Genomic DNA, 19,874 nt, shown 5'->3' with positions numbered 1-19,874 from the left:
GAAGCCGCCGCCGCCCCCTCCGCCTCCGAAGAAGCCGCCGCCGCCGCTGCCGCCGCCGGAGCTCCAACCGCCTCCCCCTCCCGAGCCCCAGCCGCCGCCCCAGCCACCGCCGTGGTGACCGCCGGTGGCCTGGCCGATGAGGATGCCGCCGAGGAGGGCGCCGAGCGTGTCGCCGCCCCCACTGCCGCCGCCGCTGAAACCCGAGTAGTCGTTCTGGGCGATCCGGATGGCCTCGGATGCCAGGGCATCCGCCCGCTGCGCGAGCGCGAGCGCCTGGACCGGGTCGACCTGCGCGGTCGATCGCGCCTGGTCGAGCGTCGCCTGCGCCTCGGCGAGCCTGGTGCGCGCGGTCGACGAGATCGATCCGCGCCGATTGAGGATGAAGCTCTCCGCGGTGGAGATCTGCACCTCTGCCCGCCGCATCGCATCGCCGAGCATGTTCACAGCGCGCGCGATCCGGGCCTGCTCGTCGCGGCCCTGCTCGATCACCGCGTCGATCGACGTGTTGGCCGCCTCCAGCACCCGCAGCGCGTCGAGAGGTTCGCGGCCGGATGTCGCGAGCATCGCCTGCGCGCGCTGGATGCCCTGCAGGGTGCCGGTCACGGCCTGAGCGATGCCGCCCTGGGAATCGGGCAGGGAACGAGCGGTCTGCACGTCGGCGTTCAGCTCGGAGATCAGCGCCACAGCCCGGTCGTCCGCCGCCCGCAGGTCATTCTGCAGCTTCTCGATCGCGTCCTCGAGCTGGGTGGCCTGCTGCACGGCGGCCTCGGCCGCACGAATGGCGACTGCGGCATCACCTGTCTCGCCGGCCGCGATCAACGCGTCGGCCTCGTGGATGCGCTCGTCGGTGAATGCCATCCGAGAGCGGGCTTCGGCCGTGTTGCCGACGACGGGCGAGATCGCCGAGGTCGCATAGACCGCGGCGAGATCGGCGAGGATCCGATCGGCGCGCTCGATCTCAGCGCCCGCCGCAGCACGCAGACGGCGCACGTTCTCGAGCGCGGCCGGGGCGTTCTGCTCGAGCTCGCGCAGCTCGTCGAACTCGGCCTTGCGCGCCTCGAGCACCTGCGTCGAGTCCGAGCACAGCTGCAGGATGCGCTGGTTCCACTCGATCCGCTGCTCGTCGGTGTCGGGGATCTCATCGTCCAGCTTCTGCTGCAGCGAGAACGCCTCGTCGAGGTTGGTGCGCGATGTCTGCAGGGCGAGCACGAAGGGTCCGATCACCTCGTCGCCGAACTGTGCGCGGGCGTACTCGATCTCCTGCTCGCTGGTGCGCACCAGGTCGTCGGTGCGGACCAGCGCGATGCTGGCCTGCCTGCCGAGCTCGGCCAGCTGCGCCTGCCGCTCGGCCTTCTCTGCCGCGCGCCTGCGAGCGCGGCGCACGAGCAGCAGGATCACGACGATCACGGCGATGGTCACCACGACGATCCCGACGATGACCGCGGTGCGAGCGGAGCGCTGCGGCGCGAGCACGAAGATGTCGTATGCCTCATCGGCGCCCGCGACCACCGCACCGCTGAAGTCGCTGTTCGACAGATCCGGTCGCATGGCGGCGAGGATCTCGTCGCGCTGCTCGACGCTCATCCGCCCCGCGTCGGGGCGATACATCGTGTAGTTGCGGCCCTCGGTCGCGACCGAGATGAGGTACTGGGTGTCGCTGAAGCCGTTGCCCTGCGCCGTGCGGGTCGTCCACTCCGCGGGATCCTCCGGGGAGGTGTACTGCGGAACCATCACGAAGAAGAGGTCGATACCCGCCTCTTCGCGCAGCCTGTCGAGCGTCGCCTGCGCGTCGGCTCGATCGGAGGCGGAGACGACGCCGCTGCGATCGGTGATCTGCCCGTCGAGCTCGCCGGGGTCGGTCGCGGATGCCGTGCTCAGCGACAGCGCCCCCAGCAGAACACCGAGCAGGATCGCGGCCGCAGTCCGCCACCGATTCCTCATTGCGGTCCCTCCAACCGGCAGGCGTGCACCATGGCACGAGTCTATGCACTGGGTCCGACCGGCGACAGCACCCACGGCGGGTTCGCCGTTCGCCGTCAGCGCAGACGCATACGCTGGAAGGCATGGACGACATGTACGGCTCCGACGTGCTCGCCGACGGCTGGCGTCAGCGCGGTTTCGCCAAGACGACCGAGGTCGCCGCCGACAAGGATCTCGTCGTCGAGGTGGCGCAGGACGGCTACTGCGGCGCGGTCACCCGCATCGAGGCGGGGATGGTCGAGCTCGAGGACTGGAAGGGCCGCCGGCGCAGCTTCCCGCTCGGCGGCGGATTCATGATCGACGGCAGACCGGTGAAGCTCGTCGCACCCGTGGCGAAGAGATCGGGGCCCCGCCGCACGGCATCCGGGTCCTTCGCCGTCACCGACGACCGGGCCAAGGTGGCACTGCCCAGCCGCATCCTCGTCGAGGGACGTCACGACGCCGAGCTGGTCGAGAAGGTCTGGGGAGCGGATCTGCGCGTGGAGGGCGTCGTCGTCGAGTATCTGAAGGGTCTCGATCTTCTCGACGAGCTGCTCGCGGCCTCGCCGCCGTCCGCCACACGACGCTACGGCGTGCTGGTCGACCATCTGGTGCCCGGCTCGAAGGAGACGCGCATCGTCGAGCAGATCATGCACGGCCCGCACGGCCGGCATCTGAAGATCGTGGGGCACCCGTACATCGACGTGTGGCAGTGCGTGACACCGGTGGCGATGGGCATCCGGGCATGGCCCGAGATCCCGCGCGGCACCGACTGGAAGACGGGCATCTGCCGCGCCTTCGGCTGGCCCGCGGACGACCAGACCGACATCGCGCACGCCTGGAAGCGGATCCTCTCGCGCGTCACCACCTACCGCGACCTCGAGCCGGCGCTGCTCGGCCGGGTCGAGGAGCTGATCGACTTCGTCACGGCGCCGGCGCCGTGACCGGCCGCTCGCGGGGCATCCCGATGGGGGAGGGCGCGGTGCCCCGGTACCCTGGAGGGATGCCTGAACCACGCACCTTCCGCGATGAGCCCGTCTCGTTCGTGCGCCGCAGCGGCCGCATGTCCGAGGCGCAGGAGCGGGCGTTCGAGCAGCACGCGCCGTTCTATCTGCTCGACGTCCCTCGCGATGTGGCCTTCACCTCGGTGCACCCGGAGGCGCGGCTCGATGTGGCGGCCGAGTACGGGCGCGAGGCGCCGTTGATCGTCGAGATCGGCTCCGGTCAGGGCCACGCCATCGTCGCGGCCGCGTCCGCGGCGCCCGACACCGACTTCCTGGCGGTCGAGGTCTTCAGGGCTGGGCTGGCGCGCACCATGCTCGACGCGGCAGCCGCCGACGTTCGAAACCTGCGCCTGATCGAGGCGAACGCTCCGGAGGTGCTCTCGACATACCTGCCCGAGGGGTCGGCATCCGAGGTGTGGATCTTCTTCTCCGACCCCTGGCACAAGAAGCGCCACACGAAGCGGCGACTCATCCGCCCCGGGTTCCCGGCGACCGCCGCGCGCGCGATCGCCGCGGGGGGAGTGCTGCGTCTGGCGACCGACTGGGAGGACTACGCGCTGCAGATGCGCGAGGTGCTCGACGAGGCGCCCGAGTTCGAGCGGGCCTTCGACGGCGAGTGGGCCGAGCGCTTCGACGGGCGCGTCATGACGGCCTTCGAGCGCAAGGGCATCGCCAAGGGACGCGAGATCCGCGACCTCACCTACCGTCGGGCGCCACGGGTGTGACGAAGTCCGCCTGGCACAGCATCCCTCCGGCGGCGCTGGTGTGCGCTGCTGCTCCCGCGTTCTTCGTGCTCGGCTGGACCTGGATCGGCTGGCTGCTGCTCGGGGCCGGGGTCGGGATCGCGGCGCTGATCGAACGGCGCTCAGTGACCTCTGCGGAGCCGTCGCTGACCCGTGATCTGTCGCTGATCGGGATCGGCATGCTCATCGTGCACGCGATCTCGCTCGAGGCTCAGCTCGACGACCTGTCGATGCTGCGCTTCACGCTCGCGCTCGGGGGAGCGGTGCTCGTGCCGTATCTCGTGTCGCGGTTCGTGTTCCGCGATCGGGCGATCGTCTTTCCCTGGCGCGCGCGCACGCGCTGGACGCGGTGGCAGTGGGGCTGGCTGGTCGCGGTGCTCGTGCTCGGCTGGCTGATCCTGCCGTATTACTTCATCACCAGCGGTGTGTACCAGAACTGGCCGGTCGTCGACACGCCCGACCTCATCGCCCGGTTGTTCGTCGGCGTCGGCGCGGTCGGCATCTGGGACGAGCTGTTCTTCATCTGCACCGTCTTCGCCCTGCTGCGCCGGCACATGTCGGCTCTGAGCGCGAACCTGCTGCAGATGGTCGTGTTCGTATCGTTCCTCTGGGAGCTCGGCTACCGGGAATGGGGACCGGTGCTGACGATCCCGTTCGCACTGCTGCAGGGCTGGATCTTCCTGCGCACGCACTCGCTCGCCTACGTGGTCACCGTGCACCTGCTCTTCGACGCCGTCGTGTTCGCCGTGCTCGTGCACGCGCACAACCCTGGCCTGCTGCCGTTCTTCCTCGTCTGAGGCATTCCCGGCGGGCAGACGGGCCGGAGCGGGGAGCCAGGTGCCGGGTACGGCGGGCGCATGGCCGGCATCCGGCTCCCGGCCAGCGGCGGCGGAGGGTCACCTCGCCCGAGGCGAGGAAGCGGGATGCGGGGAATTGTCCGGCAGCGCCCGGCGGAGGAGAATCGAGCGATGCGGATCGCAGGTCTCGTGCTCGCCGTGCTCGCCGGCGCCCTTCACGTCTACATCTTCGTGCTGGAATCCCTTCGGTGGACGCAGCCGGCCACACGACGGATCTTCGGGGTGCGAAGCGCGGCCGAGGCCGAGACGATGCGCGCTCTCGCGTTCAATCAGGGCTTCTACAACCTGTTCCTCGCCATCGCGACGTTCCTCGGGGTGGTTCTCGTCATCCTGGGTGGGTACACGGCAGGCATGACGCTCGTGCTCGCCGGCACGGCGATGATGCTCGCCGCGGCCCTGGTGCTCGTCCTCTCGGACCGCACGAAGCTGCGGGCCGCGGCGACGCAGGGCACGGTGCCGCTGCTCGTCGTGATCGCGCTGACCATCTCGATGCTCTGAGCAGCGGGCATGGGGACGTCGCGCGCGTGCATTCCACGGAGCCCGCAACTGGTAGGCTCGACCGGTACGCCTCCGTAGCTCAGCGGATAGAGCGCCGGTTTCCGGTACCGTAGGTCGCAGGTTCGATTCCTGTCGGGGGCACGCATCAGAGAAGACCGCTCACCGGGCGGTCTTCTCTCGTCTTCGGCAGCGGGATCCTCGAGAGGGGCGCGGCGATGACGAGAAGGTACAAGGTCGGAGAGCACGTCAGCTGGAACTCCGAGGCGGGGCGCGTGCGCGGGCGCATCACGAAGGTGCACACGTCCGATTTCGAGTTCATGGGCCGCACGCGACGCGCCAGCGACGATGACCCGCAGTACGAGATCAAGAGCGACAAGACCGACCACGTCGCGGCGCACAAGGGAACCGCACTGACGCTGCTCGACGACTGAGCGATGATCCTCACCGTCGGTCATTCCACCCACCCTCTGGACGAGTTCACCGAGCTGCTGAGCGCAGCCGAGGTGGGCGCGCTGATCGATGTGCGCCGGCTGCCGGGCTCGAACCGATACCCGTGGTTCAACGCCGACGCTCTCGCTGCGTCGATGCCCGAGCACGACATCCGGTACCTGCGCATCGAACAGCTCGGCGGACGCCGGAACCTGCAGCGTCAGATCCCGGATGAGGTCAACGGGATGTGGCGCAACCGCAGCTTTCACAACTATGCCGACTACGCGTTGGGCGCCGACTTCGCCGACGGGATAGAGCAGCTGCTGGCCGTCGCCGACAGCATCGACGGGCGGGCCGCGGTGATGTGCTCGGAGGCGGTCTGGTGGCGCTGCCACCGGCGGATCATCGCCGACCACCTGCTGGCGCGCGACCTCGCGGTCGGTCACCTGATGCCCGACGGCCGGGTGGCGCAGGCGTCGCTCACGCCGGGAGCCGTGATCAGAAGCCGCGCGGTCGAGTACCCGTCGGCCGATTGATTCCGCGGCTGACTGACTACTTGGCGGGCTCCGGCTTCGCCTCGTCGGCCGCGGTCACCGGCGCCGTGCGGAAGCGCTCCAGCGCCGCCGAGACCTTCTCAGCGAGGTAGGCGTGGCCGGCATCCGACGGATGCCTGCGCCCGGCGCCCACGTCGATCAGCTGCAGGTAGTTCGCCTCGGTGATCCAGTCCTCCTGCACGGGCGAGATGTACCACCAGCCGCGCGCCGCGGCGAGGTCGGCGAGGTCGCGGTCGATGCGTGCCGTCGACGCACCGACCGGCAGCTCGTGCGGCGCCGGCCCCAGGATGACGATGGGCACCCCGGGGTATCTGGCGACCATGGCATCCCACACCGCATTCACGGCGGCGGGGTACGCCGCCGTATCCGACAGGCGATCGTTGATCGACCCCTGCAGGATGATCAGGTCCGGATCGATCCATGACTCCAGCTCGCTGACCCGGGTGAGGAAGTCCGGTCCGTCGAGTCCAGGGCGCTGATACCCGCTGCCACGCACCCCGCGCACGACCGTGTCGCCCGGGATGAGCCGGGCGAGACGATAGGCGTAGCCGTCTGTGGGCACGGTCGCCGCAGAACCGTAGGTCCACGAGTCGCCGAAGACGAGCACCTCAGGATCGTCCGGGAGCGTGAGCGCCACGGGGGAGATGCCGTGCTCCGCCGCGGCGACCGGAGCGGTCTCCGCCGGCGGAGACCAGGGACGGGTGATGCCCAGGGTGACGGCGAGCACCACCGCGAGGGCGCCGCCGATCGCGAGGGCCGTGCGTCGCCGTCGGGTCGGCGGGTGCAGGGTCATGAGAAGAGCGTAAGCGACGGATGCTGCTACTTCGACGTTCCCTGCGTGACCGACCCCTGCAGCTGACGCTGGAAGAAGATGTACACCAGCAGCACTGGGGCGATCGTGATGATCACCGCGGCGAACAGCGCCCCGAAGTCCACCGCGTAGCCGGCGGCGGACGCGAACGCGGCCATGCCCTGGGAGAGCACGTACTTCGCCTGGTCGGTGTTCAGCGCGACCGGCAGCAGGAACTGGTTCCACAGCCCGAGGAAGTTCAGGATCGCCACCGCGGCGAGGCCCGGCTTGGCCATCGGCAGCATCACCTGGAAGAACGTGCGCCACTCGCTGGCGCCGTCGACGTAGGCCGCCTCCTGGATCTCGTACGGCAGCGACTTGAAGAACGAGAACAGGAAGAACACCGTGAACGGCAGTGCGAAGGCGACGTAGGTGAGGATCAGCCCGGGCAGGCTGTTGAGCAGTCCCATGCCCTGCAGGATGAAGAACAGCGGCACGATCGCGAGGAACACCGGGAAGGTGAGCCCGGCCAGCATCAGGTAGTAGATGACGCGGCTGCCGGGAACCGAGAATCGGGCCAGCACGTACGCGCACATCGCGCCCAGCAGCATCACCAGGATGAGTGCCGAGCCTACGACGATGACCGTGTTCAGGAACATCTGCCCGAAGTTGTACTTGCTCCACGCCGACACGTAGTTGTCGAAGTTCCACTCTGCGGGCAGGCCGAACGGCGAGGCGAAGATCTCCTTCGTCGCCTTGAACGAGCTCAGCAGCGTCCACAGCATGGGCAGGATCACCACGATCGCCCAGATGGAGAGCACCACGTGCGAGACGGCGCCGACGACGCGGTCCCCGGAGGTCATGCGGGGCTTGCGATCCACGCCGCCCTCGCGTCGCGCGCGTGCGGGGTCGACTGCGATCAATGTCCGGGTCTGCTGGCTCATGATCGGCCTCCGTCGTCGTCCTTGCCGCCGGTGAGGCGGTTCACGAGGAACACTGCCGCGGCGAAGATGAGTGTGATCACGGCGAGCACCACGCCCATGGCGCTGGCGAGGCCGAACTGGCCCTTCTCGAAAGCCGTGCGGAACAGGTACTGGCTCATCACCAGAGTGCTGTTGCCGGGGCCGCCGGTCGCGTTCAGCGCGACCATGTACACGTAGGCGTCCAGGGCCATGATGCCGAGGTAGATGTACGCCGTCTGCACGTTGTCGCGGATGAGCGGCAGCGTGATCGACACCGTCGTGCGGAATCGGCCCGCGCCGTCGATGCGCGCCGCCTCGTAGATCTCGGCGGGCACCCCCTTGATCGCGGCGATGAACAGCACCATGTAGAAGCCGATCATGCCCCAGGCCATGACGAAGATGGATGCGCCCATCGCGGTGCGCTCGTCGCCGAGCCAGGCGAAGTCGTTCATGTCGATGCCGACCGCGCCGAGCAGGCCGTTCAGCAGGCCGCTGGGCGTGTAGATCATGCTCCACAGGATGCCGATGACGATCGCCGGGATGACGTAGGGGAAGAACGACACCACACGGTAGAAGCTCGAGGCGCGCAGCCCGCGCACCTGGCCGCTGCTGGGTCCGCCGATGGTGATCATGCTCGCGAAGACGAGCGCGATCGTGAGGGTGATCAGCGGCAGCACGATGGCGAGCAGGATGTTGTTGCCCATCGCCTGCATGAAGGTCGCGTCGTTGAAGAGCTTCACGAAGTTCTTCACGCCGATGAAGTCCATCTCGGCGGTGAAACCCGTCCAGTTGGTCATCGAGTAGTACACGGCCTGCACGAACGGCGAGATCACGAAGATCACGAACACCGCGACCGGCAGGCCGAGGAACACCAGCAGGAAGGTGACGTAGTCGAAGGTCAGCGGGCGCCGCCCGAGGCGGGGCGGCTTGCGCCGCCCCGCCCGGGCTGCCGTCACCGCGACGGTGTCCAGCGCCGCGTCGACACCGGGAGCAGTGGTCACTTGATCTCGATCTTCTTGACGGAGTCGTCTTCCCGGACCTTGTCGACCAGCGCCTGCAGCTGCTTGGTGAGCGTGGCGACATCCATCTTGCCGTCGAGGAACGAGTTCCAGATCGGCAGCTGGTCGCTGTTCATGCCGTACAGGTTCGTCGACTTGATTGTGAAGACGTTGCCGTCGGCGGCGTCGATGATCTCAGACTGCGAGACCAGGGCCGTGGAGCCGAAGCCGTCGGCCGGGACGGTGTCCTTGACGACGGTCGGAGCCAGCTTGCTCTTCGCGAAGGCGGTCGCCGCCTCCTTCGACAGCATGGTGCGCAGCAGCTCCTTGCCGCCCTCGGGGTTCTTCGCCTTCGAGGGCACGATGAACGGCTCGCCGGCCTCCACGCGCGCGGTGCCCGCGGGCGTGGTCTGGTTGCCGTCCAGGGGCAGCTCGGAGATGCCCTTCATCTTGAAGCCGTCCGCGGTCTGGTCCTTCATCTCGTTCTCGATCCACGAGCCGGACGGGTACAGCAGAGCCTCCTGGCTGTTGCTCCACTGCGCCTGGGCCTCGGTGAACTGCGTGCCCGAGCCGCCCGGCTTGACGTAGCCGGCCTGGATCAGCTCGTAGAAGATGTTCAGGATGTCCTGCAGCACGGGGTGCGACCAGGCGTCCTCGGCGAGGTTCTCCAGCGGCAGGCGCACATCGTCGCCGGCCTGCACGACGGCCGAGTCGATGACCATCGTCTGGTAGTAGGTCGCCGCCTCCTTGCCCCACAGGAACAGGTACTTGCCCTGCTCCTTGGCCTTCGCGCCGAGGTCCTTGAGATCCTGCCAGCTCGTCGGTGCCGACCAGCCGTTCTCCTCGAACAGGCTCGAGGAGTACCAGATTCCGTAGACGGTCAGCACGTAGTTGAGCGCGACGAACTTGCCGTCGAACGTACCCGGGTCCTTCACTCCCGAGAACACCGTGTCGGCGATCTTCTCGCCGTCGCTGTTGTTCGCGTCGAGCACGTCGTCGAGCTCCTCGAGCTGATCGAGGATGGTGTTCCAGCCGATCGAGTTCGCGCCCGAGTTGTCGATGAGGTCCGGCGGGTTGCCGCCGACGAACCGCGGCTGCAGCTCGGTGGCGATCTTGGTCGACGGAGAGACCTTGACGCTGACGCCGTCGAGTCCCTTGCTCTTCTCCATCAGCTTCGCCGAGTTCTCGACGTAGTCGATCCCGTAGCCGCCGTTGAAGATCACCGCGTCGACCTTCGAGTTCGCTGCGACGCCGAACGGGTTGTCGGCGGTGACCTCGCCGGCCGGTGCCTTGTCGCCGCCGCCACCGCCGGGGGCGGCGCAGGAGGCGAGGGTGGCGCTGAACGGCACCAGCAGCGCTGCGGCTGCCGCACCTCGCAGCAGGTTGCGACGGCTGATGGATGCGTCTTTGATGTCCATCTCATTACCTTCCGTTATGGGTGTGAATCGGTATTCGGGTGGGGGTCTACGGTGCGCTCACTGCGCGGCGGCGTCAGCCCGCTGCGTGCGCGGGGCGCGGCGGTGCGGGGCCACGGCCATGGCGCTTGCGGCCAGACGGGTGGCGGCCACACCGAACGTCTGCTGCGCGGCGAGCACGTAGAGCAGATCGAGGACGAGCAGCTGCGAGTGCTTGACGGACAGGTCATCCGGACGCAGATAGGCGGTGGGCTCCGCGGTGGCGAGCGAGATGTCGGCCAGTGTGGCGAGGGGCGAATCGATGTCGTGGGTGATCGCGACGGTGAACGCCCCTGCTGAGCGCGCCTGGGAGAGCATCTGCACCGTCTCCTCGGTGCGGCCGGTGCTCGAGATGCCGATCGCGACCGACGAGTGATCCTGCAGGACAGCGCTGGTGAGACCGTCGTGCACGTCCGACCAGCTGTGCGCGTTGACGCCGATGCGGTAGAGCCGCCCCTGGAACTCCCGAGCCATGACCCCGCTCCCGCCGACACCGTAGATGTCGACGTGACGGGCGGCGGTGATCGCGTCCGCGACGCGTAGGACCGCATCGAGATCGAGGCCCATCGCCGTGCTCTGCAGGCTCTCGACGTGCAGACCCACCAGGGTGTTCAGCACCTTCGACGGTTCGTCCGACGGACTCAGTTCGCGACCCATGTCGGCATGCCAGCTCTCGTCGGCACCGCCCCGACCGATCTCGGATGCGACGCCCACGCGGAACTGCGTGTACCCGTCGAAGCCGAGCGCACGGCAGAAGCGGGTGACCGTGGCGGCCGATGTGCCGGCGCGATCGGCGAGTTCCGTGATAGTCATCTCGACAGGAGCGGCCGGATGCTCGGCGACGACGTCGGCGATCCTGCTCATGGCGGCAGGCATGGCACGACGACGGTCTGCGATGCGCCGTGCGATCGTCAGGCCGGTTGCGATGTCGCGAGTCCGTGGCACCATTGCCTCCAGGTTCGTCGGGGGACGAGAGAGCATCTCGTCCGGGATCCCCGTTGCACTGAAAACTATTCTCATGCGACGAAAACGTCAAATGCCGCCACGTCACGAATGAATCACGAAGCGCTGCGGCCCGACTGCCTCATCCGTTTCCGGTTGGAGATACGGCGAGCCGTAGACTTGATTCCCTATGAACCCTGAAGCCCTCTCCGCCGCAGTCCTCGCCGTCCTCGAGCCGATCGCGGCCACGCTGCGCCCGGATGAGACGCTCGGCGTCGACGTCGCGGACATCGTGCTCGAGCGTCCGCGCAACCGCGACCACGGGGACTGGTCGACGAACATCGCGATGCGGCTCGCCAAGCGGCTCGGCACGAACCCCCGCGACCTCGCTCAGCGGATCGCCGACGGTCTCGCCCGTGCTGACGGGATCGAGGGTGTCGAGATCGCCGGTCCCGGATTCATCAACATCCGTCTCGAGGCCGGCGCCGCCGGCTCGCTGGCGAAGACGATCGTCGAGCGGGGCCCGGCGTACGGCACGAACGACTCGCAGGCAGGCGTCTCCGTGAACGTCGAGTTCGTCTCGGCGAACCCCGTGGGACCGCTGCACATCGGGCACACCCGCTGGGCGGCACTTGGCGACTCGATCGTCCGACTGCTGCTGGCCAGCGGAGCCGACGCGGTTCGGGAGTACTACATCAACGACGCCGGTGTGCAGATGGAGCGCTTCGCACTGTCGATCCTCGCGGCGGCCAACGGTGATCCCACGCCGGAGGGCGGGTACCCCGGCGAGTACATCGGCGAACTCGCGCAGCGCGTGCTCGCCGCGCACCCCGGGCTGCTCGCTCTTCCCGAGGCGGAGCAGCTGGTCATCGCGCGCGATCAGGCGTACGAGTATCAGCTGGCCGAGATCAAAGCATCGCTCGACGCCTTCAACGTGCCCTTCGACGTGTGGTTCTCGGAACGGACGCTGCACGCGCCCGGGCCCGAGGGCACCAGCCTCGTCGACCAGGCCGTCGACCGCCTGCGGGCGCAGGGGCACGTCTTCGACGAGGAGGGCGCCGTATGGGTGCGCACCACCGACTTCGGCGACGACAAGGACCGGGTCATCCGCCGCTCGAACGGCGAATACACGTACTTCGCCGCCGACGCCGCGTACTACCTGAACAAGAGTGATCGCGGGTTCCGCGACAAGATCTACCTGCTCGGCGCCGACCATCACGGCTACGTGCACCGCCTCAAGGCGATCGCGGGAGCGGCGGGCGAGGATCCCGAGAAGAACATCCACGTGCTCATCGGCCAGCTGGTCTCGGTGCGCGGTGCCAGGCTGTCGAAGCGCGCGGGGAACATCATCGAGATGGACGACCTGCGCGCGTGGATCGGAACCGACGCGCTGCGCTACGCACTCGAGCGCTCGCCGGCCGATTCGCCGCTCGATCTCGACCCCGATCTGCTGCAGAAGCGCACCAACGACAACCCGGTGTTCTACGTGCAGTACGCGCACGCCCGTACGCACAACGTGGCGCGCAATGCCGCGGACTCGGGCGTCGACCGCTCGGAGTTCGCTCCCGAGCTGCTGACCCACGAGACCGAGAGCGCTCTGCTCGGTGCGCTGCAGGAGTTCCCGCGTCTGGTCGCGTTCGCCGCCGAGGTGCGGGAGCCGCACCGCATCGCGCGCCACCTCGAGGAGCTCGCCGGTCTCTACCACCGCTGGTACGACAACTGCCGGGTCATCCCGAAGGGCGACGACCCGATCGAGACGGTGCACCGTACTCGTCTGTGGCTGAACGACGCCACCGGCCAGGTGCTGCGCAACGGCCTCGACCTGCTCGGAGTCTCGGCCCCAGAGAGGATGTGAACGGCATGACGAACACGACCGCCGTCAGACGTCGACCGCGCTGGCCGTGGGTCGTGCTCGTCATCGTGCTGGTGCTGGCGGCGCTCGTCGCCGCGGGTGAGTTCGTCGCGCGGGCGATCGTGCCGAACACGATCCGCTCGCTCGTGATCTCCAACCTCGATCTGCCCGCCGATCAGCAGCTCGACGTGCAGGTGCCGGGAGTGCTGCTGCCGCAGCTGATCTCGGGCACCCTCGACGAGGTGAAGCTCGCATCGGATGAGGTGACGATCGGCGGCATCACCGGCTCCGCCCGCGTCACCGCGAGCGAGGTCCCCGTCTCGGGAGGCGCGCTGGGAGCAGCGCAGGGCACCGTCTCGGTCGATCAGGGCGAGTTCGCGTCGCTGCTCGACGCGTCGCAGTTGCCCATCTCGGGCATCGAGCTGGCGGCTCCCAACGCGACTGTCGAGGCCGACCTCGAGCTCTTCGGCAGTCGGATTCCCGTCGGCCTCACCGTCACTCCGGGAGCCGACGACGGCGATCTGCTGCTGACTCCCGTCGCGATCATGCTCAACGGCACGGCGGTGGATCTGAACGCCGTCTCCGGTCTGGCCGGTGCCGCGGGAGCGGTGATCACCCAGCCCCAGCGCATCTGCATCGCCGACCGTCTTCCCGCAGGCATCACCCTCACCGGCCTGCGCATCGAGGGCAGCAGGGCAGTGGCCGACATCGCCGCCGACGGCCGCATCACGGTCGACCCTACGCTCCTCGATCCCGGCGCCTGCCCCCGCCCCTGACCCCTTTTGGGTCCCTGAGCCTTCTGCACATCTGGGTCCCTGAGCCTGTCGAAGGGCCGCCCTCTTGGTTCCCATCTTGGGTCCCTGAGCCTGTCGAAGGGCCGCCCCCTGTCGGCACAGTTATTCTGCCGCACCCACGACCCGCCGGGAGATGCTGGCGCCGCCGGTTATCCACAAGCAATCACAGACGCCCCTGCAACCGCGCGAACATGGAGTCATGCCTTGGATGTACATCCTCGAGTGCGCTGACGGCGCCTTCTATACCGGCAGCACCAACGGCGATGTCGCCGCGCGTGTCTGGGCGCACAATTTCGATGATGTGCACTCCGCTGCCTTCACCCGAAAGAGACGCCCTGTCAGGCTGGTATACGCCGAGGACTACCCGACGGTCGACGCGGCGTTCGCTCGGGAAAAGCAGGTGCAGGGCTGGAGCCGGCGCAAGAAGCTGGCGCTCATCGAAGGCCGGGTGGACGAGCTTCCTGCGCTGTCGCGGCCGGGTGCTGATGGCGACGAGCCCGATCCGTGATGCGGCTCTTCGGCAGGCTCAGGGGCCCAAGATGGTCAGGGATCGAGGTAGGGGCTCAGGGGTGAGGGGAGTGGCCCTTCGGCAGGCTCAGGGGCCCAAGAAGTCAGGCCCTTCGGCAGGCTCAGGGACCCAAAGGGGAAAGGGACCGGAGTGTGGCTCAGGGGTGCAAGATGGCGGCCCTTCGGCAGGCTCAGGGGCCCAAGATGGTCAGGGATCGAGGTATGGTTCAGGCCCTTCGGCGGGCTCAGGGACCCAAGAAGTCGGGCCCTTCGGCAGGCTCAGGGGCCCAAAGGCAGGCTCAGAGACCCGAAGTCGGGCTCAGGGACCCGAAGGAGGGCTCAGTCGGGGGTTGCGGCCTTCTGCGCCGTGCGCAGATTCGCGGTGGCGGCTCGCACGTCGTCCTCGGCTCGACGCAGCGCGAACTCCGGCAGGGTCTCGGCGCCGAAGCGCTGCGCCACGCGATCGCCCTGCTCGCGGTGCGAGATCGTGATCAGAGCGCTGGTCAGCAGGATGACCTGCGACGACAGGTTCAGCCACAGCAGCAGCGCCAGCAGCGAGGCGAACGTGGCGAGCAGCGGGTTCGCCTTCGCGCCGCCGACGAACAGCCCCGACAGCTCCTGAAGGATCAGCAGACCCACCCCGCCCAGTGCAGCCCCGCCCCAGAGCGCCCCCCGCGATGCGCGCACGCCGGAGAGCATCCGGTACACCGCGGCGATCAGCACCGCGTCCAGAGCGAACACGATCATCAGTGACAGCACGCGCACCGTCCAGAACACCGCGGGTGCGTCGTTCGCGACTCCCGCGATCCCGGCGAACCAGCCGACGATCAGCTCACCGGCGAAGGTGAGCCCCGCAGCGGCCACGAACGTGCCGCCGATGATCAGCGCGAGCAGCAGGCTGCGCAGCAGCACCAGATACCAGACGACATCCGCGGTCTCCGTTCCGGCGATCGTGCGCACGGCGTTGCGCATCGAGCCGATCGCCCCGAGTGCGGATGCGACGAGACCGATCAGCGAGATCACGCCCGCGACCGACAGGCCGCCCGGCGCGCTGATGTCGTCGAGATCGACGATGCCCTTGCTGTCACCGGTCGTGATGAGCCCGGGCACCGCCGAGTCCACCGCGGAGACGACGGCGGTCCAGGCGGCGGCATCCTGCGAGAGCCACAGTGCCGCGGCCGAGAAGCCGAGCAGCACGGCGGCGAACACGCTGAACAGCGCCCGGTACGTCACGGCATCGGCGAGCATGGGCCCGCGCCTTCCGATGTAGAGCAGCGCGGCACGCACTATGCGCAGACGCAGCAGTCGGCGGATCGCGTTCGCGGACGTCCGCGCCACCCACCCCTTCTGCTCGGGGGGTGAACCGGGGTCGGAACTCGTCGGCCTCTCCATCTGCACCACACTATTGAGTGCATCGGAATGTGAACGGGGGTTGACTCGGCGGTGTCCTAGAATCAGGGGTCGAACCCCGTGACCCGATTGGCGCTGCGTGCATTCCCCTGATTCCTCTCCCGCCCCCGGATGGCTGGTCGTCCCCGACGACGCCAACGACCTGGTCGAGGGGATCTGGCCGCTCTCCGCAGAACGCGATGCCGATGGCGCGCTGCGCCTCGCGGGCGTGGGGGTCGGCGAGCTCGTCCGCGCCTACGGCACGCCCCTGCAGGTGATCGACGAGGCCGAGGTGCGGCGCCGGGCTGCGGCGCTGCGTTCGGCCTTCGCGCGTGCCGCGGCGGCCCATGGCACGACGGCGCGCATCTACTACGCGGGCAAGGCCCTGCTGAACACCTCGATCGTGCGCTGGGTGCTCGAGGAGGGCCTGAACGTCGACGTCTGCACCGGTGGCGAGCTCGAGGTCGCTCTGGCCGGGGGAGCGGATGCCGGGCGGCTGGGCTTCCACGGCAACAACAAATCGGTCGCGGAACTCGAGCGTGCGGTGGATGCGGGTGTCGGCACGATCATCATCGACAGCGTCATCGAGATCGAGCGTCTCGCCGCGATCGTCTCGCGCACCGATGCGTCCCAGCGAGTCATGTTGCGCGTCAACAGCGGCGTGCACGCCGAGACCCACGACTTCCTCGCGACCGCGCACGAGGATCAGAAGTTCGGCTTCCCGCTCGGTCAGGCGCCCGCGGCCGTCGCGCGGATCCGCGAGGTCGACGGACTCGTCTTCGCCGGCCTGCACTGCCACATCGGCTCGCAGATTTTCGGCGTCGCCGGGTTCCGCGAGTCCGCCTCACGCCTGCTCGACCTGCACCAGGAGCTGCTCGCGGGCGGGGACATCCCGCAGCTCAACCTCGGCGGAGGGTTCGGCATCGCCTACACGCGGGTCGACGATCCGACGCCCATCGACGACCTCGCCGAGGGCATCGTCGCGGCTGTCGCCGAGGGATGCGCGGCGCGCGGCATCCCGATGCCCGCTCTCTCGTTCGAGCCGGGCAGGGCGATCGTCGGCAACGCGGGCGTGACGCTGTACGAGATCGGCACGATCAAGGACGTCGCTCTCGAGACGACCACGCGACGCTACATCAGCGTCGACGGGGGCATGAGCGACAACGCGCGTCCGGCGCTCTACGGCGCACAGTACTCCGCGCGCCTCGCCTCACGGACGGGTACGGGTGAGCCGGTGCTCGTGCGCGTCGTGGGCAAGCACTGCGAATCGGGCGACATCGTCGTCGACCACGAATATCTGCCGAGCGATGCGACTGCGGGCGACCTGCTCGCCGTCCCCGCCACCGGAGCGTACTGCGCGCCCCTGTCGAGCAACTACAACCACGTGCCCCGACCGCCTATCGTCGCGGTCTCCGGCGGCGAATCGCGCGTGATCGTGCGCGGCGAGTCGATCGCCGATCTGCTCGCACGCGACGCGGGCATCCCGCAGTGAGCCGTGGCCGTCCGCGGCCAGACCGAACATCCCGACCCGACCGTGCTGAGGAGCGCAGATGACTGACTACCGACGACTTCGCGTGGCGCTGCTGGGAGCCGGAGCCGTGGGCTCTCAGGTGGCGTCTCTGCTGCTGCGCCACGGCGACGAGCTCGCCGACCGCGCGGGAGCCCGCCTGGAGCTGGCCGGCATCGCCGTGCGCGACGTCGACGCCCCGCGCGACGTCGACCTGCCTCGTGAGCTGTTCACCACCGACGCCGAGACGCTGATCACCGGATCCGACATCGTCATCGAGCTCATGGGTGGCATCGAGCCGGCGCGCTCGCACATCCTGCTGGGCCTGGGCTCCGGTGCGGATGTCGTCACGGCCAACAAGGCGCTGCTCGCGACCCACGGACCCGAGATCTACGAAGCGGCCGAGCGTGTGGGCGCCTCGGTGTACTACGAGGCCGCCGCCGCCGGGGCGATCCCGATCATCCGGCCGCTGCGCGACTCGCTGGCCGGCGACCGCGTGGTGCGCATCATGGGCATCGTCAACGGAACGACGAACTACATCCTCGACCGCATGGACAGCGAGGGCGCCGACTTCGGTGATGTGCTCGCCGACGCGCAGCGGCTCGGCTACGCCGAAGCGGACCCCACCGCCGACGTGGAGGGCTACGACGCCGCGCAGAAGGCGGCCATCCTGGCATCCCTCGCCTTCCACACCGCCGTGCCGCTCGATGCCGTGCACCGAGAGGGCATCACGGGCGTCACCGCCGACATGATCGAGGAGGCCCGCGAGGCCGGGTTCGTCATCAAGCTGCTCGCCGTGTGCGAGCGACTCGGCGACGGCGGATCCGAATCGATCTCGGTGCGGGTGTACCCGGCTCTCGTTCCGCGCGATCACCCGCTCGGTGCCGTGCACGGTGCGAACAACGCCGTCTTCGTCGAGGCCGAGGCCGCGGGTTCGCTGATGTTCTACGGCGCCGGCGCCGGCGGCGTGCAGACGGCGTCCGCCGTGCTCGGCGATGTCGTCTCGGCCGCGCGCCGTCACATCGCCGGCGGCACGGGGGTCGGCGAGTCGACCCGCGCCAACCTGCCGATCGTCTCGATCGGCCACGTGCTCACCCGCTACCAGATCACCCTCGAGGTGTCTGACGAAGCGGGCGTCCTCGCCACGATCGCCGGGCTGCTCAGCGACGGCGGCGTCTCGGTCGCGACGCTCGTGCAGACCGTCATCCCGGCAGCCGACGGCACCGACGGAGAGACCGCGCGGCTGATCATCGGCACGCACCGCGCCACCGACAGCGCGCTCAGCGCCGCCGTCGACCGCCTCACGGCGAGCGACGTCGTCGAGCGGGTCGTGTCGGTGCTGCGCGTCGAGGGGGAGTGAGCGTGGGAGTCACCCTGGTGCCGGCCGAGCCGGTCACCTCCCAGGCGCCGCAGGTCGCCGGTGCGAGCCGCACCGTCATGGTCACCGTCCCGGCGACCAGCGCCAACCTCGGGCCCGGATTCGACACGCTCGGTCTCGCCCTCAGCGTGTACGACACGCTCACGGCGTCGTCCTTCGACGACGACCGTCTCGTGATCGAGGTGACCGGGTCGGGCGCGGACGAGATCCCGACCGACGCGAGCAACCTCGTCGTCCGCTCGATCGCCCACGTCTACGCCGATGCCGGGCGCCGGATGCCCGGTCTGCACCTGCAAGCTGAGAACGGCGTGCCGCACGGGCGGGGCCTCGGCTCGTCCGGTGCCGCGGTGACCGCGGGCATCCTGATCGCGAAGGGCCTGCTGGCGGGAGACGTCGACCTCGACGACGAGGCGCTGCTGCGCCTGGCGACCGAGCTCGAAGGGCATCCCGACAACGTCGCACCCGCCCTGTTCGGCGGTCTGACGATCGCGTGGACAGGGGAGCGCGGCCCACAGCACAAGAAGCTGCTCGTGCACCGCGGCGTCGCTCCGCTCGTGTTCGTGCCCGGCTTCACGATGTCGACGTCGCTCGCCCGTTCGCTGCAGCCGCCGCAGGTCTCGCGCGAGGACGCCGTGTTCAACGTCTCGCGCTCGGCCCTGCTGATCGCGGCCCTGACACAGAGCCCCGAACTGCTGCTTGACGCGACAGACGACCGACTGCATCAGGACTATCGCGGACCCGCGATGCCCGAGACGCTGCGATTGGTGCAGGCGCTGCGCGCAGAGGGCTTCGCGGCGGTCGTCTCGGGCGCCGGGCCCAGCGTTCTCGTGCTGGCGGACGGGCCCGGAGCGCGGCAGCGAGCCGTGCAGCTGGCCGACGTCGTGACGGACACTCCGTGGCAGGCGCACATGCTCGCCGTCGACGTTCAGGGTGGTACAGTGAGGGAACGAGCGGAGGGCACCACGTAACTTCGTGATTCTCGCCCTTTCGCACTTCTGCGAAGTCCGCACGCGATCCCCAGGAACATCCAGGTACTGGCTGGCAGGCGCTCTGCGTCGGCGCGTGTGATGCCCGCAGCATCTGCTGCGTGCAACTTCGGATTGCTCGTCTTCCCACGACATATGAGGGAGTACTCGTGGAGAACCTCTCCGAGACCCAGAACGACACCCCGACCACCGAGTCGGTGGCGACCGAGACGGCGGCGCCGGCACGCAAGCGCGCGCCGCGTCGCGCGACGACCGCCTCCGCAGCCGCGGC

Annotated in this window: 19 protein-coding genes and 1 tRNA gene; 13 read left to right on the top strand and 7 right to left on the bottom strand. The window is 68.9% G+C overall.

The features are described 5' to 3' along the window. Positions 1–1,941: TPM domain-containing protein (locus RT309_RS06530; RefSeq protein WP_313356062.1), on the bottom strand; the 1,941-nt coding region annotated here is incomplete at its 3' end. Positions 1,942–2,063: 122 nt separating this feature from the next. Here RT309_RS06530 and RT309_RS06525 point away from each other — a divergent pair. From RT309_RS06525 to RT309_RS06495, 7 genes are all read left to right on the top strand, one after another. Then, a complete protein-coding gene (locus tag RT309_RS06525) occupies positions 2,064–2,903 on the top strand; it encodes a DUF3097 domain-containing protein (protein WP_313356061.1) in 840 nt (279 codons plus the stop codon). Between the two features lie 59 nt (positions 2,904–2,962). Further along, positions 2,963–3,688 carry a tRNA (guanosine(46)-N7)-methyltransferase TrmB gene (gene trmB / locus RT309_RS06520; RefSeq protein WP_313356060.1) on the top strand — a complete coding sequence of 242 codons (726 nt, stop codon included), beginning with the start codon at positions 2,963–2,965 and terminating at the stop codon, positions 3,686–3,688. Next, positions 3,685–4,503 (top strand): CPBP family intramembrane glutamic endopeptidase, encoded by an 819-nt coding sequence (locus RT309_RS06515; protein WP_313356059.1) that lies wholly within the window; start codon positions 3,685–3,687, stop codon positions 4,501–4,503. Before trmB ends, RT309_RS06515 begins: the two co-directional genes overlap by 4 nt. A 171-nt stretch (positions 4,504–4,674) precedes the next feature. Continuing rightward, a complete protein-coding gene (locus tag RT309_RS06510) occupies positions 4,675–5,061 on the top strand; it encodes a DUF1304 domain-containing protein (protein ID WP_313356058.1) in 387 nt (128 codons plus the stop codon). 68 nt (positions 5,062–5,129) lie between these two features. After that, positions 5,130–5,202: transfer RNA gene (locus RT309_RS06505), tRNA-Arg, on the top strand. A gap of 74 nt (positions 5,203–5,276) precedes the next feature. Then, positions 5,277–5,492, top strand: coding sequence for a DUF2945 domain-containing protein (locus tag RT309_RS06500; RefSeq protein WP_313356057.1), 216 nt, complete (start codon positions 5,277–5,279; stop codon positions 5,490–5,492). A gap of 3 nt (positions 5,493–5,495) precedes the next feature. Further along, the gene (locus RT309_RS06495; protein ID WP_313356056.1) at positions 5,496–6,026 is read left to right on the top strand and encodes a DUF488 domain-containing protein; all 531 of its coding nucleotides are present in this window, start codon (positions 5,496–5,498) and stop codon (positions 6,024–6,026) included. A 16-nt stretch (positions 6,027–6,042) separates the two neighbouring features. Here RT309_RS06495 and RT309_RS06490 read toward each other — a convergent pair whose 3' ends face one another. The 5 genes from RT309_RS06490 to RT309_RS06470 all read right to left on the bottom strand — a co-directional run bounded on the left by RT309_RS06490 (position 6,043) and on the right by RT309_RS06470 (position 11,196). Then, entirely contained in the window at positions 6,043–6,837 is a 795-nt protein-coding gene (locus RT309_RS06490) for an SGNH/GDSL hydrolase family protein (protein WP_313356055.1), read from the bottom strand. Between the two features lie 26 nt (positions 6,838–6,863). Next, complete coding sequence (locus RT309_RS06485) at positions 6,864–7,697, bottom strand: carbohydrate ABC transporter permease (protein ID WP_313356064.1); 834 nt, start codon at positions 7,695–7,697, stop codon at positions 6,864–6,866. A gap of 77 nt (positions 7,698–7,774) precedes the next feature. Further along, positions 7,775–8,767, bottom strand: a complete 993-nt coding sequence (locus RT309_RS06480) for a carbohydrate ABC transporter permease (RefSeq protein ID WP_396654423.1) — start codon at positions 8,765–8,767, stop codon at positions 7,775–7,777. Positions 8,768–8,793: 26 nt separating this feature from the next. Then, the gene (gene ngcE / locus RT309_RS06475) at positions 8,794–10,212 is read right to left on the bottom strand and encodes an N-acetylglucosamine/diacetylchitobiose ABC transporter substrate-binding protein (protein WP_313356053.1); all 1,419 of its coding nucleotides are present in this window, start codon (positions 10,210–10,212) and stop codon (positions 8,794–8,796) included. A gap of 57 nt (positions 10,213–10,269) precedes the next feature. Further along, positions 10,270–11,196 carry a MurR/RpiR family transcriptional regulator gene (locus RT309_RS06470; RefSeq protein ID WP_313356052.1) on the bottom strand — a complete coding sequence of 309 codons (927 nt, stop codon included), beginning with the start codon at positions 11,194–11,196 and terminating at the stop codon, positions 10,270–10,272. A gap of 184 nt (positions 11,197–11,380) precedes the next feature. Here RT309_RS06470 and argS point away from each other — a divergent pair, with 184 nt between their 5' ends. The 3 genes from argS to RT309_RS06455 all read left to right on the top strand — a co-directional run bounded on the left by argS (position 11,381) and on the right by RT309_RS06455 (position 14,344). Next, the gene (gene argS / locus RT309_RS06465; protein WP_313356051.1) at positions 11,381–13,045 is read left to right on the top strand and encodes an arginine--tRNA ligase; all 1,665 of its coding nucleotides are present in this window, start codon (positions 11,381–11,383) and stop codon (positions 13,043–13,045) included. A gap of 5 nt (positions 13,046–13,050) precedes the next feature. After that, positions 13,051–13,818 (top strand): DUF2993 domain-containing protein, encoded by a 768-nt coding sequence (locus RT309_RS06460; RefSeq protein ID WP_313356050.1) that lies wholly within the window; start codon positions 13,051–13,053, stop codon positions 13,816–13,818. A 226-nt stretch (positions 13,819–14,044) separates the two neighbouring features. Beyond that, positions 14,045–14,344, top strand: coding sequence for a GIY-YIG nuclease family protein (locus RT309_RS06455; protein ID WP_313356049.1), 300 nt, complete (start codon positions 14,045–14,047; stop codon positions 14,342–14,344). A 338-nt stretch (positions 14,345–14,682) separates the two neighbouring features. Here RT309_RS06455 and RT309_RS06450 read toward each other — a convergent pair whose 3' ends face one another. Further along, a complete protein-coding gene (locus RT309_RS06450; protein WP_313356048.1) occupies positions 14,683–15,681 on the bottom strand; it encodes a YhjD/YihY/BrkB family envelope integrity protein in 999 nt (332 codons plus the stop codon). Positions 15,682–15,832: 151 nt separating this feature from the next. Here RT309_RS06450 and lysA point away from each other — a divergent pair, with 151 nt between their 5' ends. The 3 genes from lysA to thrB all read left to right on the top strand — a co-directional run bounded on the left by lysA (position 15,833) and on the right by thrB (position 19,585). Beyond that, entirely contained in the window at positions 15,833–17,224 is a 1,392-nt protein-coding gene (gene lysA / locus RT309_RS06445) for a diaminopimelate decarboxylase (protein ID WP_313356047.1), read from the top strand. 58 nt (positions 17,225–17,282) lie between these two features. After that, complete coding sequence (locus tag RT309_RS06440; protein WP_313356046.1) at positions 17,283–18,599, top strand: homoserine dehydrogenase; 1,317 nt, start codon at positions 17,283–17,285, stop codon at positions 18,597–18,599. 77 nt (positions 18,600–18,676) lie between these two features. Further along, positions 18,677–19,585, top strand: coding sequence for a homoserine kinase (gene thrB / locus RT309_RS06435; RefSeq protein ID WP_313356063.1), 909 nt, complete (start codon positions 18,677–18,679; stop codon positions 19,583–19,585). Positions 19,586–19,874 lie beyond the last annotated feature (289 nt).

The organism is Microbacterium sp., from assembly GCF_032084865.1.
Lineage (GTDB): Bacteria > Actinomycetota > Actinomycetes > Actinomycetales > Microbacteriaceae > Microbacterium.
Note: the sequence above shows the minus strand (reverse complement) of the source record. Positions and strands in the feature narration are given on the sequence as shown.